Below are 14,305 nucleotides of genomic sequence, written 5' to 3'. Positions count from 1 at the left end.
AGAGCGGTGGATTCATAACCCACAGGTCGGCGGTTCGATCCCGCCCCCAGCTACCAGGGCCCTGGCGCGGACGGGACCCTCCCCATGACCGTGGGGGGGTGTACCAAAAGAGGGGACACGCACGACTTTTGGTGCGCGCCCCGACACCATGTTCTTGCTCATCGGGACGCGACGGCCGCAGCCGAAAAGTCGTACGTGTCCCCATTTGCCACAGCTTGTGGCGGTTGCAGACGAGGTGGTCGCCGTCCTCCACCGCGCTCATCTGCAGCGAGGGCGCGATGGCGCTAGTGGGCCGACGGTCTCAGGTCGGGTCGGCCGCTGGCGGTCTCAGGCGCGAGCGCTTGCTTGTACTTGTCGACGTCGTCGGTGACGTTGAAGGCGTAGGTCTCGATCACGGTCGGCGGCTCGTACTCCAAGTTAAGCTTGGTAAAGACGGGCCGCAGCCGGTCGTTTTGGAAGGCGTCGAAATCCTGGCGGGACTCCCAGACGTCGCAGACACAGATACCGCTCGCGTCGAAGCCGCAGGCGTGGCTCAGGGCGCCATGCGGCGGCTGGGCCTCCAGATTGAGCTCCTGGATGATCGCGTCGTAGGCGCTCTGGTCGATGCGGTTCGAACGAAACAGAGCCATTATGGTCATGGCGGCCTCCGTTCAGATGGCTGGCCCGAGGCCGGGCCGGCGCGGCGAGTATACGCCGCCGGCTGCCAGTCTGCACCCCGTCCGTTGCGTATGGCGTCTGCGTCCTGAGCAGGCCTCGGCAGCGTTGGCTAAGGCCCCGTGCCAGTGCGGAGTAAAGCGGACCCTTCCTCGACTGGGCGTTATGGGAAATCAAAAGAGGGGACACGTACGACTTTTGGTGCGCGCCCCGACACCATGTTCTTGCTCATCGAGACGCGACGGCCGCAGGCGAAAAGTCGTACGTGTCCCCATTTGCCGATCTGCCGAAAACCGGACTCCACGAATGACTGTGCAGGGTGGGAGGCGGACATTCCGAGCGCCATTGCATTAAGGTTCCACGCTATGGACTAGTGACCGATCTTCGTCGGAAATTGGAGCTCGCGTGCCTTCGCCGGAACTTCCAGTCCTTGCCTTCCGAGACGCCGAAGCGTTCGAGACTTGGCTCGCCGATCAGCCGGAATTAGTCGCTGGCGCTTGGCTGACGTTCGGCAAGCTGGGCGCGACGGAGGCGACGCTAAGCAAGTCGGACGCGATCGACACTGCCCTCGCCTATGGCTGGATCGACGGGCAGCTCGGGCGCGTGGACGAGCACTATTACAAGGTCAGGTTCACGCCGCGTAAGGCCCGCAGCGCCTGGTCCCAGGTGAACCGGGAGCGCGTGGAGCGTCTGATCGCCGATGGTCGAATGAAGCCCGAAGGCTTGGCTGAGGTGACGCGCGCGAAGGCCGACGGACGTTGGGACGCGGCGTACGCACCCCAGAGCCGCGCGACGCCGGACGCGGACCTTCTGGCCGCCCTCGATTCGCAGCCTGATGCGCGCCGATTCTTCGACAGTCTCGACGCCGCGAACCGCTTCGCGGTGCTTTATCGCGTCCACCAGGCGAAGGGTCCGGAACGTCGCGCCGCGAAGATCGCCGAAATCGTGGCGCGGCTTGCGTCAGGCGAGGCCTTCCATCCCCGCCGCGAGCGCCGCGGCTAGCCGAGCGTCAGCGCCGGCCTGGCGCTCCCTTCTTACGTCCGCTCAAGGTCGATTCTCCCCCTTGGCTCAGATCCCGCAACTCTCCGTTCGTGGCGCCGGGCCTGCGCTTCTCACCCCGCGCGGACGAAGTCGGCCATCCACCCGTCCCGGCCCTTCGGCAGGTCCGTTTTCTGGCGCGGCAGCGCAGACCTTGGAAACGGCTTCCGAGAGACGTCCTTCCTCCCGCCGGAGCGCGCTCAGCTCGCGCCCACGTCGAGCAGCACCTTGCCGCCACGTTCCACGTGGGCCACGGCGTCCTTGATGGCCGACAAGGGATAGGTCGCGGCCACTGGGGCATAAAGCCGACCCGATCGGACCAATTCGGCTGCCTCGACGACGAACGGCCGGATCTTCGCCGCGTGCTCCGGGTCGCTCAGGAAGAATCCGTGCACCGAAATGCGTTTAAAGATCAGCGCTAGCGCGCTGATCGCAATGGGTGCCTTGCCCAGCGCGGCATAGGCCACGAGCGTACCGTCGCGGCCGAGCAGATTGATCAGGTTTGCAGCGGACGGGCCGCCGACGCCGTCGATGGCGAGGCGAGGGGCGGCCGTTCCGAGAGCGGCCTTCACCAGGTTCAGACCTTCCGGCGTGTCCTCGATCACCAGATCGGCGCCCAGCGTTTTCAATTCGTCGATCAATTCCGGTCGACGGACAATATTGATCGTCTTTAAGCCACGCGCTTTGGCGAAAGCGATGACCGCGCGACCCACGCCCGAATTGGCGGCATTTTGGACCACCCACTCGCCGGGCGCGAGGTCGACGAACTCACTCAGCAGCAACCCAGCGGTCGGCGGATTGATGGTCAGCATGGCGAGCTGCTGCGGATCGACATCGGCGGGCAGTGCGAACAACTCGTCCGCCGGCACGACGATCCGCTCGGCCCAGGCAAGGCTATAGAGCGGCGTCAGGACGCGATCGCCGACCGCGACATTCTCCACGCCGGGACCGACGGCCAGGATTTGGCCCACACCCTCGTTGCCAATGATGCTCGGCAGGCTAGGGCGAAACGGGTAGGCGCCGTGGACCACCAGCAGGTCGCTGAGATCGATCGGGGAGAATTCGACGCCGATCAGGACTTGGCCGGGGCCGGGCGCTGGGGGTTCCTGGACCTGGACGAATTCGAGACTCTCGACGGGATTGCCGAAGGCGGTGAGGTGAACGGCCCGCATGGGAGCCTCCTTGCTTTCGCCGGCCGCCCCATATTTATCGTTGCGACCATCATGATTGATTTTAGGTGGCAATCGCAATCTCTGGAATCAAGCCCGTAGCGACACGGAGACAGTCGGTGAAAGTCACCAAGGAAAAATCGGCCGCGAATCGCGCCGCGCTGACCCAGACAGCAGCGCGCCTGTTCCGGGAGCGGGGGATCGATGGCGTCGGCGTCGCGGAGATCAGCAAGGCGGCGGGCCTGACCCACGGAGCGCTCTATGCCCAATTCCCGTCGAAGCAGGCTTTGGTTGGAGAGGCTTTGGCGCATGGGTTGGCTAGCGGCCACGCCCACATGACGGCGTCCAAGCCCCACGGCGCGCCCACTTTGTCCGACCAACTGGATCTCTACCTGGCGCTCGATCACCGCGACAATCTGGCGGGGGGCTGCGCCATGGCGGCATCGGCAAGCGAAATCGCCCGGCAGGACGAGGCCGTCAGCGCGCGCTTCGCCGAAGGCTTCGAGCAGATGGTCGGGGCGGTTCAGGCGGCACTGGAAGCGACGATGCCCACGGCTGACGACCGCGCGCGCGCATTGACCATCGCGGCTGCCATGATCGGCGGGGTCGCGATGGCCCGGGCGACCGCGAAATCGCGGCCGGATCTATCGGATGAGATCATGGCCGCTGTCCGTCGCGTGTTGGGCGAGGTCGGCGGCGAGGGCGGGGAGCCGAGCCGGAAAGGCGCCTCGAGCGCGCCCTCGGGCCGCCCGTCTAAGCTCTAGCCAGATGCGGGTTCATGGCAATGTATGAGTCTGGCCGTAGCCGCCCCTAGCTATCACCCCCTATCGCACCGTCGCGGAGCCCCACTCGTTCCAGGCGGTGATCTTGGGGGTGTTGGGGACGTACATGCTGTCGACCTGCTGCAGGTCGAAGCCGGCGGCGGCGATGGCGGTCGAGATGGGCCGGGTCAGGTGGCAGCCGCCGGCGATGCGCTTCCACAGGGGCTCCAGGCGGCGCTGCCACTTGGCGATGTCGGCGTCCGGGGCGAGGCCGTGCTCGCAGAAGAGCAGGGTCCCGGTGGGCCGGAGCACCCGGCGCGCCTCGGCGAGCGCCGCCTGCGGCGTGTGCACGGAGCACAGGGTGAAGGTGCAGACCACGGTGTCGAAGCTCGCATCCTCGAAGGGCAGGGCCTCGGCGGTCCCGTCTTCGATGGCGACAGACAGGCGCGGGTCGCGGGCGGCGGCCAAGGCTCGGGCGCGAAGCTCGGGCGCCGGATCGACGCCGGTGACGCGGGTCACCCTGTTCGGGTCGTAGAAGGCGAGGTTGAGGCCAAGGCCGATGCCCAGCTCCAGGACCCGTCCGGCGGCCTTGGGCACGACCTTGGCGCGCTGCTTCATGATCGGCGAGGAGGAGCAGCCGCAGGCGAGCAGCTTCGGCAGGATGAAGCGGTCGTAGAGCGAAGCCATGACCGTCCTCCTCGTCCTAGCGCGGATCGTAGATCTTCGGCGCCGGGCCTAGCGCGACGGGTCCGAAGGTCGTGCGGCCGGCCTGGAAGTTGAGCGTCGCCTGGGCGGCCTCGCCGCCGCCCTGCCGGGCCTGCGCCACCGCCGTCGCCGCCCGCGCCGCTTCCTGGTCGATGACCCCCTCGTCGCCGAGCGCGCCCAGCGCCTTCGGCGCCTGGCGCAGGGTGACGTCGAGCACCCCGGTCAGCCGCCCGTCATGGCTGACGCCGAGGCTTCCCGAGTTGGCGCCGACCACCGCCTCGCCGGCGGTGATCCCGGCCTGGCGCACCGTCATGCTGCCGCCGGCGTCGGACCAGTGGCGCACCGCGCTCGGCCAATCGGGGCCGGCAAACGCGCTCATCTTCGACAGCGTCGAGTTCCAGACGATGGAGATCGGCTTGTCGCCGGCCACGCGGGCGAAGATCCCGGACAGGCGCGCCTTGCCGTTGTCGAGGCGGACGAAGACGCCGCCCTGGTCGTCCGGCCCGGCGCGCAGGTGGAACTCCACCCGGTCGGCGGCGGTGAGCGCGAACGGCTGGGCGCCCGGCTGCGGCGCGAAGATCAGCTTGACACCCTCGAACGAGAAGCTCGGCGGATGGGCGTCAGGGTGCGAGAGGCTGGCGCGGATCAGGTCGCCCTTGACCGTTACCGGCCCGCCGGCCCGCCGCACGAAGGTCAGCCCGTCCGGCGCGGCGATCAGCCACTGGGTGGGCGCGTGCATGAAGGCCTCGCCCTCGATCCGCGGCGCCTCCAGCGCCCAGCCGGAGGGCTCGCGCAGCCGCACGTCGGTCAGGCTGACGTCCAGCCGGAATGGGTATCCCGTTACCTTACGGTCCTTCCAGGACAGCTGCCACCCGGCCTGGGCCAGGCCCTGCGCGGCCGCGTCCAGCCGGGTCTGCGTCTGCCCCTTCGCCCAGACCCAGAGCCCGCTCCAGGCCGCCACAGCAAGCCCCAGCGCCACGAACGGCAGGTAGAGGCCGAGCCGGCGGGGTTTGCGGGGCGGAGACGGATCGTGCACAGACATGGGAGCTTCTTACTGCCGCGGGGGGGGATGTCGAACGCGCTTTGGGTCTTCGGCTACGGCTCGCTCATGTGGCGGCCCGGATTTCCCTTCGCCGAGCGGGTCGCCGCCACCCTGCCGGGCCGCCGGCGGGCCTTCTGCGTCTACTCGGTGCACCACCGCGGGACCTACCAGCGTCCGGGCCTGGTGCTGGGCCTGGCCCCCGGCGGCTCGGTGCGCGGCATGGCCTACCGGATCGCGCCCGCGGATTGGGCCCAGGTCTATGCCTACCTGCTGGAACGCGAGCAGCCGACCGAGACCTACGTGGAGGGCCGCAGGTTCGTGCGCCTGGCCGACAGCCGCAGGGTCGAGGCGCTGGTCTTCCTCTCCGACGTGCACCACCCGCAGTGGGCGGGACGCCTCAGTCTCGAGCGGCAGGCCGAGCTGATCGCCGGCGCGACCGGGCTGTCCGGCCGCAACGTCGACTACCTGCGCGACCTCGTCGAGCACCTCGGCCAGGAAGGCGTCCACGACCGCTCGATGCAGGCCCTGCTGGAACTGGTCGAGGCGCGCGAGGCTGCCCACGCCTAAAGCGGCAGCAGCGCCGTCGACGCCGTCTCGATGCGCTCCTGCAGGATGCGCATGAACTCAGCGCGCTTCAGGCCCGCCGGGATCGGTTCGAGGTATTCGTAGACGATGGTCCCGGGCCAGCGCCGCAGCCCGTGGGCCGGCCAGTGGACACCGGCGTTGGTGGCCACGGGATGCACGGGCACGTCCAGCTCGCGGTAGAGGGCGGCGATGCCCGGCTTGTAGTCGCCGGGAAGGCCCGGCTCGCCGCGGTGGCCCTCCGGGAAGATCACCACCTGCCGCTCGTCGGCGAACCGCTCTTTGGCGTCGGCGACCATCTTGCGCAGCGCCGTCGCCGCGCCCGCCCGGTCGACCGAGATCATCCCCCCCTTCTGGGCGTACCAGCCGAAAAACGGGATCCACATCAGCTCCTTCTTGGTCACGAAGCAGCTGTCGGGCAGCACCGCGAACTGGGCGAAGACGTCGAACATGCACTGGTGCTTCGGCGCGATCAGGGCGCGGGCCTTGGGCATGTAGCGCTGGCCGCGGAACTCGACGCGGATGTCGCAGACCACGCGCAGCAGCAGCATCACGCCTTGCGACCAGACCCGCCAGGACCGCACCATCCAGATCCGCGGCCCCAGCATCAGGGGTGAGATCAGCAGCACCCAGAACACCGACCACAGATAGAACAGCGCCGCGAAGAGATAGGATCGGACGAGCAGCAAGGTCAGCCCTTCTGAGGCGCCGCGGGGCTGGCGCGGGGGCCCAGCCCCAGCACCGCCTCGCGGCCGAGGATCGCCAGATACTTGCTATACTCCACCACCATCAAGCGCGCAGCGCGCGGCGTGCGCCACCATTGGCGGGCCTTCAGGATCGGCGTGGGCACGGCGTAGGGCTGCAGGGTGACGGCGGCCGGCCGCAATACCGCGCGCAGCTCCAGCATGGCGCGCGGCATGTGGTAGTCGGTGGTGACGATCGTCAGGCTGTTGTAGCGCATGGCCTTGGCCCACTCGGCGGTCTCGCGGGCGTTGCCGACGGTGTCGACGGCGTTGAAGCCCAGATCCACACAGCAGTCGTAGAGCCGGCGCACGGTGTTGGAGGCGGTGCGCAGCTGCTCGCGGCTCACCCGGCGGTCCACGCCCGAAACCAGCACGCGCCGTCCGCGGTGCGCGGCCAGCAGCTCGACGGCGGCGGCGATGCGCTCGTTGGAGCTGGCGCCGGTCAGCACCACGATGCCGTCGGCGGCCGGCGGATCCGGCTGCGGCGTCGACTGCTGCACGCGCGCGGCGAAGGCCATCAGGCCGGACGCCCAGATCAGCGCCAGCACCAGGAAGGCGGCCAACGACTTCATCGGGGGAGCGACTTCACTGCATGTCCCGGATCAGCCGGATGGCGGTGACCTGTGCCGCGACGGCGGCGACCAGGGCGGCCAGCAGCGGGCAGGGGATCACCGCCAGGATGTCGCTCCAGGCCAGCGGCACGGCAGGCGTCAGGCCCTGGCCGCCGCCGGCCAGCCGCAGGCCCGCGCCCAGGATGCCGGCCGCCCCGGCGCCGATCAGCCCGGCCAGGCCTGCGACACGGGCGAAGCGGACCTGGAACAGCCGGGCGATAAGGCCGTCCTCGGCGCCGGTCATGTGCAGCACCTCGACCACGTCGCGGCGGCCTGCGAGGCCGGCGCGGGTGGCGAACGCCACCACGGCGGCGGCGGCGGCGGCGATCAGGACGAAGACGCCCGCCCCCAGCCAGCGCACCAGCCGGCCGGCGCGGCGGATGTCCTTGATCCAGATGGAGTGGTCGTCGACCGTCGCATCGATCCCCTGGGCCTTGAGCGCGGCGTCCAGGCGCGGCGCGGTGGTGGGATGCTTGGGGTCCAGCGTCACCGCCACCAGCCTGGGCACCGGCAGGTCCTCCAGGTTGCTGACGTCGCCGAGCCAGGGGCGGATCAGGTCGTAGGCCTTGGCGGGCTCCAGCGCGCGGGCTTCGGCGACGCCGGTGGCCCCGGCCAGGGTCTCGGCGGCGCGGGCGGCCGCGGCGTCCGGCGTCTCGCCGCCGCGGGGCCGTACGACCACCGTCGCCTCGCCGGTCAGCTGATTGGTCCAGCCGCGCGCGGCGCGGTCGGCGGCGATCACCCCCATGGCGGTCAGGCAGGCCAGGAAGCAGAGCACGGCGACCACGAAGATCAGCGCGCCGTCGCGGGCCTCGCGCTCAGGCAGGAAGGGGGCCGGACGCCAGCTGATGGGGTCGAAGCGCTCGCTCATGGCGCCGCGGGGCCCAGCGCCGGCCCGGCGTCGATCCGCCCGCGCTCCAGATGCAGCACTGGCTTGCCGGAGCGCGCGATCAGGTCCTGGTCGTGAGTGGCGATCACGACGGTGGTGCCCAGGCGGTTCAGCTCCACGAACAGGCGGAAGATGCGCAGCGCCATCTCCGGGTCGACGTTGCCGGTCGGCTCGTCGGCCAGCAGGATCTCCGGACGATTGACCACGGCGCGCGCAATGGCCAGCCGCTGGCGCTCGCCGCCCGCCAGCGTCGGCGGCAGGGCGTGCATGTGGGCGCCCAGCCCGACCCACGTCAGCAGCTCGGCCACGTCGGTGCGGTAGTCCGGCGGCTTGCGGCCGGCGATCCGCAAGGGCAGCGCGGCGTTGTCGAACGCCGAGAGGTGGTCGAGCAGCAGCAGGTCCTGGAAGACCACTCCGATCCGCCGGCGAAGCTGCGGGCGGGCCTGGGCCGGGGCGCGCGCCACGTCCTGGCCGAACAGGTGCACGAATCCCTTGGAAGGCCTGGCGGCCAGGTAGATCAGCTTCAGCAGCGAGGTCTTGCCGGCGCCGGACGGGCCGGTGACGAAGTGGAACGAGCCGGGTGACAGGGCGAAGTTGACCTCGCGCAGCACCTCCGGCCCCCGCCCGTAGCGCATGGAGACGTCGTCGAAACGGACGACCTGTTCGGCGGTTCTGGTCGCCGGGGCGGCGCTGGGGTTTCTGGACATGAAGGCCGAAATCGGCGACCTCGGATGGGAGGTTTGCTGGAGCGTCCGATTCGACTGTCATGATACTGACCTGTCCAGAGTGCGCCACCAGCTATTTCGTGGACGACTCGCGGATCTCGCCGGCTGGGCGGACCGTGAAGTGCTCGAACTGCGGCGCGCGCTGGACGGCGTTGCCGGAGGGCGCGGCGGCGGCGCAGGACGAGCCGCAACCGCAGGTGGAGCCCGCGCCCGCGGCCGAGTCCCCAGCGTTCGTCGACGAACTGGTGGTCGAAGGCCCCGATCCGGCGCGGCCCGTTCCGTTCGTCGCGCCCAGGCTGACGCCGCCGCGGCAGGACCCGACAGGCAAGGTGCTGGTCTGGGGCGGCAGCGCCGCGGTCGTAGCCGCGCTGATCGCCGCCGCCGTCATCTTCCGCGCCCAGGTGGTCCAGCTGCTGCCCGCCAGCCAGGCCGCCTACGCCGGCCTCGGCATGCCGGTGGAAAGCCTGGTAATCGAGAAGGTCCATGCCGAACCGACCTTCCAGGGCGGCCGGCCGGTGCTGGCGGTGACCGGTCAGATCCGCAACAGGCGCGACGCCGCGGCCACCGTCCCGTCGCTGCGAGTTAGCCTGTTGGACCGCGGCGGCAAGCCCGTCACCGTCAAGGTCGCCCGGCCGATCGACGCCCGGGCGCCGGCGCACGCGGTGCGCCACTTCGCCATCGCCATCGTCGATCCGCCCGCCGGCGTCCACGACCTGGAAGTGACCTTCGAGACCGCGGCCAAGGCCCCCGCGGCAAAAGGCGCGGCCCCGCGCGCCGCCGAGGCGATCCTTGGCGCGCCGGCGCCGATCGACGCCAAGCCCTTGCCGCCGGGAAGCCCGGACGCCCTACTGTCCCATGACTGACGCCGTTCCTGCCGTCCTGCTCTCCGAAGATGAGGTCACCGGGCGGGTGGACGCGCTCGCGCGGACCATCGCGCCGCACATCGACGACGAGACGGTGGCCGTCTGCCTGCTCACCGGCGGCCTGTGGTTCTGCGCCGACCTCACCCGGGCGCTCTCGCGGCGGGGGCGCAACATCGGCTTCGACGCCCTGTGGCTGGCCTCCTATGGCGATGCCCGCGCCAGCCTCGGGCGCTGCGAGGTCCGCGCCGACCTGCAGCGGCCGCTGGCCGGACGCACGGCGCTGGTGGTCGACGACGTCTTCGACACGGGCCTGTCGCTCTCGGAGGCCGCCCGGCTGGTGCGCGACGCCGGCGCCGGCAAGGTCATGACCTGCGTCTTCGCGCGCAAACCCTGGCCGACCCAAAGGGCCATCGAGCCGGACTTCGTCGCCTGGGAGGCGCCTGCCCGATTTTTGGTCGGTTACGGCATGGACGCGGCCGGGCGCTATCGGGGACTGCCCTATATCGGCGCGTTGGACTAGACAGACGCCAAGCTCGACAGTTCGCCACGAGGCTGTCGCATCCTGGCGCTATGCGCTGCGTTCCTTCCCCATCGGAGCTCACATCTTGACGAGACGCGCGGCGGCCCTGGTGGCCCTCTTGATCCTTGGCGGCTGCGGCCAGGCGGGACAATCCGGCGGCAAGGCCACCGACAAGTTCACCGGCCTCGACGCCGAGATCCTGAAGTGGCGGACCGAGATCATTGCCGCGGACCCGCTCTGCAAGAGCCAGGCGGCAGACCAGAAGTGCGAGAGCTTCGAGGTCGCCTGCAAGGCGGAGCGCACCGTCACCCCGGCCGACCAGGCCAAGGGGATCACCGCCCGCGTGGTGGCGGCGATGACCTGGAACGGCTTCGACGCCAAGTTCCAGCACGCCCAGTCCGGCTCCCGCACGTCGGAGTTCTCCAAGACCGGATCGGCCTGGACGCGCGCCGAGCATCCGCCGGTCAACATGAGTTCCTGCGCCGACCTCTAGGGAACGGAGCGTCACAGCGCCGGTTGTATGACCGCCGGCTTTAGGCGACTGTTCCCGCGGGGTTGGAGCGGGGCGTCATGGGTCTCAGGACCAAGTTCAACCTGATGCTGCTGGTGGTCGCGCTGGTGGGCGTAGGCCTGTTTGCGCTGGCCGCGACGCCGATCCTCGAGGCGGTGACCCGCGACGAGGTGCTGCAGAGCTCACGCATCATGATGGAGAGCGCGGCCGGGGCGCGGAAATACACGTCCGAACAGATCGCGCCGCTGCTGAAGGGCGACATGGAGGCGACGTTCCATCCGCAGGCGGTGTCGGCCTATGCGGCGAAGAAGAACTTCGACGTGCTGCACGCCAAGTTCAGTGACTACAGCTACCGCGAGGCGGCGCTCAATCCCACCAACCCGGAGGACCGCGCCAGCGACTGGGAAGCCGACATGATCAACGACTTCCGCGACCACCCGCAGAAGACGGAAATCGTGTTGCAGCGCCAGACGCCGATCGGCCCGACGCTCAACCTGGCCCGGCCGCTGATCAACAAGCCGGCTTGCATGAGCTGTCATTCGACGCCGCAGGAGGCCCCGAAATCCATGGTGGCGCTCTACGGCGCCCAGAATGGCTTCGGCTGGAAGCCCGGCGCGGTGATCGGCGCCCAGATCGTCAGCGTGCCCATGTCGGTGCCCATCGCCCGGGCCGCGCACGTTCGGCTGCTCTTCCTCGCCATCTACGGCGGCGTCTTTGCGCTGCTGTTCCTGCTGCTCAACCTGCTGCTGGGGGTCATGGTGATCGGGCCGATCGACAAGATGGCCAGGACCGCGCAGGCGGTGAGCCTTGGTGAGATGAACGTCCCGGAATATGTGCGCGGCGGCTCCGACCAGATCGCCCGCCTGTCGAACGCCATCAACCTGATGCGGCGCAGCCTCCAGGAGGCCTTGCGCATCCTCTCGGAGGAATGAAAACTGCGACGCCTGAATGGGGCGCCGTCAGATGACCACCTACTTCCTGAGCTGCGCCCGGCTCGACGAACGCATCGCGCTGCGGATCGCCGACGAACTCATCGCGGCGGGCGTTTCGGTCTGGGTCGACCAGTACGATATCCGGCCAAGTCAGCACTGGGACCGGGCCGTGGAGACCGCGGTGCGCGGATGCCAGGGCATGATCGTGATCCTGTCGCCGCGCTCGACCGCCTCGCCCAACGTGGCCGACGAGGTCAGCGTCGCCATCGACGGCGGCAAGGAGGTCATTCCGATCCTCATCGAGCCCTGCACCTTGCCGCTGAGGATGACGCGGATGCAGTTCATCGACGCCAGCAAGGACCGGGACGGCGCCGTCCGCCGTTGCCTGGCCGCGATCCGCGCCAAGGAGCCGGACGCCGCAGCGCCGGACCAAGACGCCGGCCATGCGCCGTCCAGGCTGTCCGCCGAGGTCCTCCGCGACGCGGAGCGCCGCCTCACGAGTTTCATGGGGCCGATCGCCGGCGTCCTGGTCCGGCAGGCGGCGGGCAAGGCGACGACTGCCGTGGACCTCTACGAGACGCTCGCCGGCAGCATCGCCAACCCACTCGACCGCAAAAGCTTCCTGGACTGGATCACGGAGCACAGGCCGGCCGGGCAGGTGGTGACGCCGCGGGCGACGAAGGTCCCCGAAGGGCCTCCGGCGCCAGGTGGGATCACGCCGGAAGAGATCGACGCCATCACCGGCGCCCTGACCCGCCACCTGGGCCCCATCGCCGCCCAGCTGGTCGCCCGCGAGCGGCGCGCCGCGGCGTCCAGGCACGACCTCTGCCAAAGGCTCGCCGCGCGCATCGCGGGCGAGAAGGACCGCGCGGCGTTCCTGAAAGAAACCCGGACGGCATAGCAGCGGACCGCCGGAATCCTGAGCCGGCCGGCCGCGGCCGAACGGGCCGGATTCGCCGTCTGCCGAGCCCAAGCGTGGGCGGAAAATTCAACCTGCCGGGGAAAACGCGAAACTTCGCCTTTCGCGTGGAACCGAATGTGGCCATTTCGTGTTGGCGCATCGGGAACACTCTGGGAAGGATCCGATGTCATGAAGAAGTTAGTACTTGCGGCCACCTTTGCGGCCGCAATGCTTGGGGCCGTCCCCGCCGCGAACGCCGCCACTATCCTGGCGTTCACGTTCTCGCCGGACGGCAACTCCGCTGTGGCGTCGTTCAACAGCAGCGGTTCGGGCGCCACCTTCACCGATCTCTATACGTTTACGCTGCCCGCCGGTTTCGCCTCCACATCGCTTACCTCGGCGGCGGTAAACGGGACGACCGACACTGCTTTCACCAGTGTTCTCTTGAACACCATGGTTCTTACCACCAACGCGACGGGCGCTATCGACTCGAAGAGCCTTCTCGATGTGCCGGTATCCGCGGGCCCCAACACGCTCACGGTGAACGGCACGAGCGGCGGGCTTTACTCCTACGGCGGCAACATCAGCTTCGCCAAAGCCGTGGCCAGCGTTCCTGAGCCCGCTAGCTGGGTGTTGATGACCTTGGGCTTTGGCGGCCTTGGCGCGGCCCTGCGCAGCAAGCGGCGCATGGCCTACACAGGCATCGCGGCCTAAGCCTTGTGACCGCGACCTGCTCCCGAACTCTCTGGCGGGTTGCGTCGGTCGCCGCCTAGGTTCGGTCAGACGCCTGGAGATTAGACAGCCTCGGTCGGGTTCGCCCCGGCCGGGCTTCGTCTTTTGAGGATTCGTCGCGGAACGCTCGTTCAGTTAGGGTGTTTCCCAACGTGGGACGCCAAAAGCCAGTGGGGCGCTGTATCCGCATGCCGAGATACCAACTCTACCTGCTCGATGAGAAGGGCCACATCAAGGAGGCTGTTTCCTTCGACGTCGGCTCGGACGAAGAGGCCAAGGACTATGTCCAGGTCCAAGGCGAGCAACGCGCCATGGAGCTTTGGAGCGGTTCGCACGTCGTCGAGCAGTATCCGGCGCGCGCCCACGGCTGAGACCGTGGGGCCGCTTCAGAGCCAGGGCGCGGCGTGTTCGCGCGCCAGCATGTCCTCGTAACTCGGACGCGGGCGGACGACCGCGAACTCCGAGCCCTTCACCAGCACCTCGGGCGCCAGCAGGCGACTGTTGTACTCGCTCGACATGGCGGCCCCATAGGCGCCGGCAGTCATGAAGGCCACCAGGTCGCCGGCCTCCAGCGGGGGCAGGGCGCGGTCGCGGGTGAAGGTGTCGCCGGTCTCGCAGATCGGTCCCACGACGTCATAGGTCACAGGCTCGCCGGCCCGTGGCTTAACCGGGCGGATGTCGTGGTAGGCGTCGTACATCGCGGGCCTGAGCAGGTCGTTCATGGCCGCGTCCAGCACCAGGAATTTCCGTCCCTCGGGCCGCGCATTGACGTGCAGCACGCGGGCCACCAGCACGCCGGCGTTGGCGGCGATCACCCGGCCAGGCTCGAAGGCGAACTGGACGTCGAGGCCGGTCACCACCGTGGCCAGCATGGCGGCGTAGTCCGCCGGTGTCGGCGGCGCGGGCATGTCGAAATAGGGCACCCCCAGG

General features: G+C 69.2%; 18 protein-coding genes and 1 pseudogene. 10 read left to right on the top strand and 9 right to left on the bottom strand.

Translation table 11 applies throughout. The features are described from left to right. Positions 1-284 precede the first annotated feature (284 nt). Complete coding sequence (locus tag JWP28_RS19485) at positions 285-638, bottom strand: hypothetical protein (protein WP_299545517.1); 354 nt, start codon at positions 636-638, stop codon at positions 285-287. Positions 639-1,059: 421 nt separating this feature from the next. Between JWP28_RS19485 and JWP28_RS19480 the strand changes: the two genes are divergently transcribed. Beyond that, positions 1,060-1,656, top strand: coding sequence for a YdeI/OmpD-associated family protein (locus tag JWP28_RS19480; RefSeq protein WP_299545516.1), 597 nt, complete (start codon positions 1,060-1,062; stop codon positions 1,654-1,656). Positions 1,657-1,892: 236 nt separating this feature from the next. Here JWP28_RS19480 and JWP28_RS19475 read toward each other — a convergent pair whose 3' ends face one another. Next, positions 1,893-2,864 (bottom strand): zinc-dependent alcohol dehydrogenase family protein, encoded by a 972-nt coding sequence (locus JWP28_RS19475; protein WP_299545515.1) that lies wholly within the window; start codon positions 2,862-2,864, stop codon positions 1,893-1,895. 116 nt (positions 2,865-2,980) lie between these two features. On the opposite strand from JWP28_RS19475, the gene JWP28_RS19470 reads away from it, so the two are divergent. Next, entirely contained in the window at positions 2,981-3,625 is a 645-nt protein-coding gene (locus JWP28_RS19470; RefSeq protein WP_299545514.1) for a TetR/AcrR family transcriptional regulator, read from the top strand. A 60-nt stretch (positions 3,626-3,685) separates the two neighbouring features. Here the strand turns inward: JWP28_RS19470 and JWP28_RS19465 are convergent, their stop codons facing one another. After that, the gene (locus JWP28_RS19465) at positions 3,686-4,309 is read right to left on the bottom strand and encodes a class I SAM-dependent methyltransferase (RefSeq protein ID WP_299545513.1); all 624 of its coding nucleotides are present in this window, start codon (positions 4,307-4,309) and stop codon (positions 3,686-3,688) included. A 16-nt stretch (positions 4,310-4,325) separates the two neighbouring features. After that, the gene (locus tag JWP28_RS19460; protein WP_299545512.1) at positions 4,326-5,369 is read right to left on the bottom strand and encodes a DUF2125 domain-containing protein; all 1,044 of its coding nucleotides are present in this window, start codon (positions 5,367-5,369) and stop codon (positions 4,326-4,328) included. A 27-nt stretch (positions 5,370-5,396) separates the two neighbouring features. On the opposite strand from JWP28_RS19460, the gene JWP28_RS19455 reads away from it, so the two are divergent. Further along, positions 5,397-5,936, top strand: a complete 540-nt coding sequence (locus tag JWP28_RS19455; RefSeq protein ID WP_299545511.1) for a gamma-glutamylcyclotransferase — start codon at positions 5,397-5,399, stop codon at positions 5,934-5,936. On the opposite strand, the gene JWP28_RS19450 is transcribed toward JWP28_RS19455, so the two are convergent. Genes JWP28_RS19450 through ftsE form a run of 4 tightly spaced genes read right to left on the bottom strand, consistent with a single transcriptional unit; the run spans position 5,933 to position 8,898 of the window. Further along, positions 5,933-6,640: a lysophospholipid acyltransferase family protein gene (locus JWP28_RS19450; protein ID WP_299545510.1), complete on the bottom strand. Its 708-nt coding sequence runs from the start codon at positions 6,638-6,640 to the stop codon at positions 5,933-5,935. The genes JWP28_RS19455 and JWP28_RS19450 overlap by 4 nt on opposite strands. A 2-nt stretch (positions 6,641-6,642) precedes the next feature. Further along, entirely contained in the window at positions 6,643-7,266 is a 624-nt protein-coding gene (locus JWP28_RS19445; protein WP_299545509.1) for a YdcF family protein, read from the bottom strand. Positions 7,267-7,279: 13 nt separating this feature from the next. Continuing rightward, on the bottom strand, positions 7,280-8,173 hold the full coding sequence (locus JWP28_RS19440) for an ABC transporter permease (RefSeq protein WP_299545508.1): 894 nt from the start codon (positions 8,171-8,173) through the stop codon (positions 7,280-7,282). Further along, positions 8,170-8,898: a cell division ATP-binding protein FtsE gene (gene ftsE / locus JWP28_RS19435; protein ID WP_299545507.1), complete on the bottom strand. Its 729-nt coding sequence runs from the start codon at positions 8,896-8,898 to the stop codon at positions 8,170-8,172. The genes JWP28_RS19440 and ftsE overlap by 4 nt, the downstream gene beginning before the upstream one ends. Positions 8,899-8,957: 59 nt before the next feature. Between ftsE and JWP28_RS19430 the strand changes: the two genes are divergently transcribed. The 7 genes from JWP28_RS19430 (at position 8,958) to JWP28_RS19400 (ending at position 13,746) form a co-directional block, all read left to right on the top strand. After that, positions 8,958-9,779: a DUF3426 domain-containing protein gene (locus JWP28_RS19430; protein WP_299545506.1), complete on the top strand. Its 822-nt coding sequence runs from the start codon at positions 8,958-8,960 to the stop codon at positions 9,777-9,779. Then, on the top strand, positions 9,772-10,299 hold the full coding sequence (locus tag JWP28_RS19425; RefSeq protein WP_299545505.1) for a phosphoribosyltransferase family protein: 528 nt from the start codon (positions 9,772-9,774) through the stop codon (positions 10,297-10,299). Before JWP28_RS19430 ends, JWP28_RS19425 begins: the two co-directional genes overlap by 8 nt. A gap of 85 nt (positions 10,300-10,384) precedes the next feature. After that, entirely contained in the window at positions 10,385-10,792 is a 408-nt protein-coding gene (locus JWP28_RS19420) for a hypothetical protein (protein WP_299545504.1), read from the top strand. Positions 10,793-10,869: 77 nt separating this feature from the next. Further along, positions 10,870-11,742 carry a DUF3365 domain-containing protein gene (locus tag JWP28_RS19415; RefSeq protein WP_299545503.1) on the top strand — a complete coding sequence of 291 codons (873 nt, stop codon included), beginning with the start codon at positions 10,870-10,872 and terminating at the stop codon, positions 11,740-11,742. A gap of 31 nt (positions 11,743-11,773) precedes the next feature. Continuing rightward, positions 11,774-12,643: a toll/interleukin-1 receptor domain-containing protein gene (locus JWP28_RS19410; protein WP_299545502.1), complete on the top strand. Its 870-nt coding sequence runs from the start codon at positions 11,774-11,776 to the stop codon at positions 12,641-12,643. 189 nt (positions 12,644-12,832) lie between these two features. Then, positions 12,833-13,357 (top strand): FxDxF family PEP-CTERM protein, encoded by a 525-nt coding sequence (locus tag JWP28_RS19405; RefSeq protein ID WP_299545501.1) that lies wholly within the window; start codon positions 12,833-12,835, stop codon positions 13,355-13,357. Between the two features lie 206 nt (positions 13,358-13,563). Beyond that, positions 13,564-13,746 carry a hypothetical protein gene (locus tag JWP28_RS19400; protein WP_299545500.1) on the top strand — a complete coding sequence of 61 codons (183 nt, stop codon included), beginning with the start codon at positions 13,564-13,566 and terminating at the stop codon, positions 13,744-13,746. Positions 13,747-13,761: 15 nt separating this feature from the next. Here the strand turns inward: JWP28_RS19400 and JWP28_RS19395 are convergent. Continuing rightward, positions 13,762-14,305, bottom strand: a pseudogene (locus tag JWP28_RS19395) (diaminopimelate decarboxylase); the annotation flags it as partial.

It is taken from the genome of Phenylobacterium sp. (genome assembly GCF_028290885.1).
Classification (GTDB): Bacteria; Pseudomonadota; Alphaproteobacteria; order Caulobacterales; family Caulobacteraceae; genus Phenylobacterium.
The sequence above is the reverse complement of the archived record's forward strand: the minus strand, read 5'-3'. Positions and strand labels throughout refer to the sequence as shown.

What these genes read in the sequence shown, in the direction of transcription:
- JWP28_RS19485 (WP_299545517.1), bottom strand. Translation starts at nt 638, where the DNA reads ATGACCATAATGGCTCTGTTTCGTTCGAACCGCATCGACCAGAGCGCC.
- JWP28_RS19475 (WP_299545515.1), bottom strand. Translation starts at nt 2,864, where the DNA reads ATGCGGGCCGTTCACCTCACCGCCTTCGGCAATCCCGTCGAGAGTCTC.
- JWP28_RS19465 (WP_299545513.1), bottom strand. Translation starts at nt 4,309, where the DNA reads ATGGCTTCGCTCTACGACCGCTTCATCCTGCCGAAGCTGCTCGCCTGC.
- JWP28_RS19460 (WP_299545512.1), bottom strand. Translation starts at nt 5,369, where the DNA reads ATGTCTGTGCACGATCCGTCTCCGCCCCGCAAACCCCGCCGGCTCGGC.
- JWP28_RS19455 (WP_299545511.1), top strand. Translation starts at nt 5,397, where the DNA reads ATGTCGAACGCGCTTTGGGTCTTCGGCTACGGCTCGCTCATGTGGCGG.
- JWP28_RS19445 (WP_299545509.1), bottom strand. Translation starts at nt 7,266, where the DNA reads ATGAAGTCGTTGGCCGCCTTCCTGGTGCTGGCGCTGATCTGGGCGTCC.
- JWP28_RS19440 (WP_299545508.1), bottom strand. Translation starts at nt 8,173, where the DNA reads ATGAGCGAGCGCTTCGACCCCATCAGCTGGCGTCCGGCCCCCTTCCTG.
- ftsE (WP_299545507.1), bottom strand. Translation starts at nt 8,898, where the DNA reads ATGTCCAGAAACCCCAGCGCCGCCCCGGCGACCAGAACCGCCGAACAG.
- JWP28_RS19430 (WP_299545506.1), top strand. Translation starts at nt 8,958, where the DNA reads ATGATACTGACCTGTCCAGAGTGCGCCACCAGCTATTTCGTGGACGAC.
- JWP28_RS19425 (WP_299545505.1), top strand. Translation starts at nt 9,772, where the DNA reads ATGACTGACGCCGTTCCTGCCGTCCTGCTCTCCGAAGATGAGGTCACC.
- JWP28_RS19415 (WP_299545503.1), top strand. Translation starts at nt 10,870, where the DNA reads ATGGGTCTCAGGACCAAGTTCAACCTGATGCTGCTGGTGGTCGCGCTG.
- JWP28_RS19410 (WP_299545502.1), top strand. Translation starts at nt 11,774, where the DNA reads ATGACCACCTACTTCCTGAGCTGCGCCCGGCTCGACGAACGCATCGCG.
- JWP28_RS19405 (WP_299545501.1), top strand. Translation starts at nt 12,833, where the DNA reads ATGAAGAAGTTAGTACTTGCGGCCACCTTTGCGGCCGCAATGCTTGGG.
- JWP28_RS19400 (WP_299545500.1), top strand. Translation starts at nt 13,564, where the DNA reads ATGCCGAGATACCAACTCTACCTGCTCGATGAGAAGGGCCACATCAAG.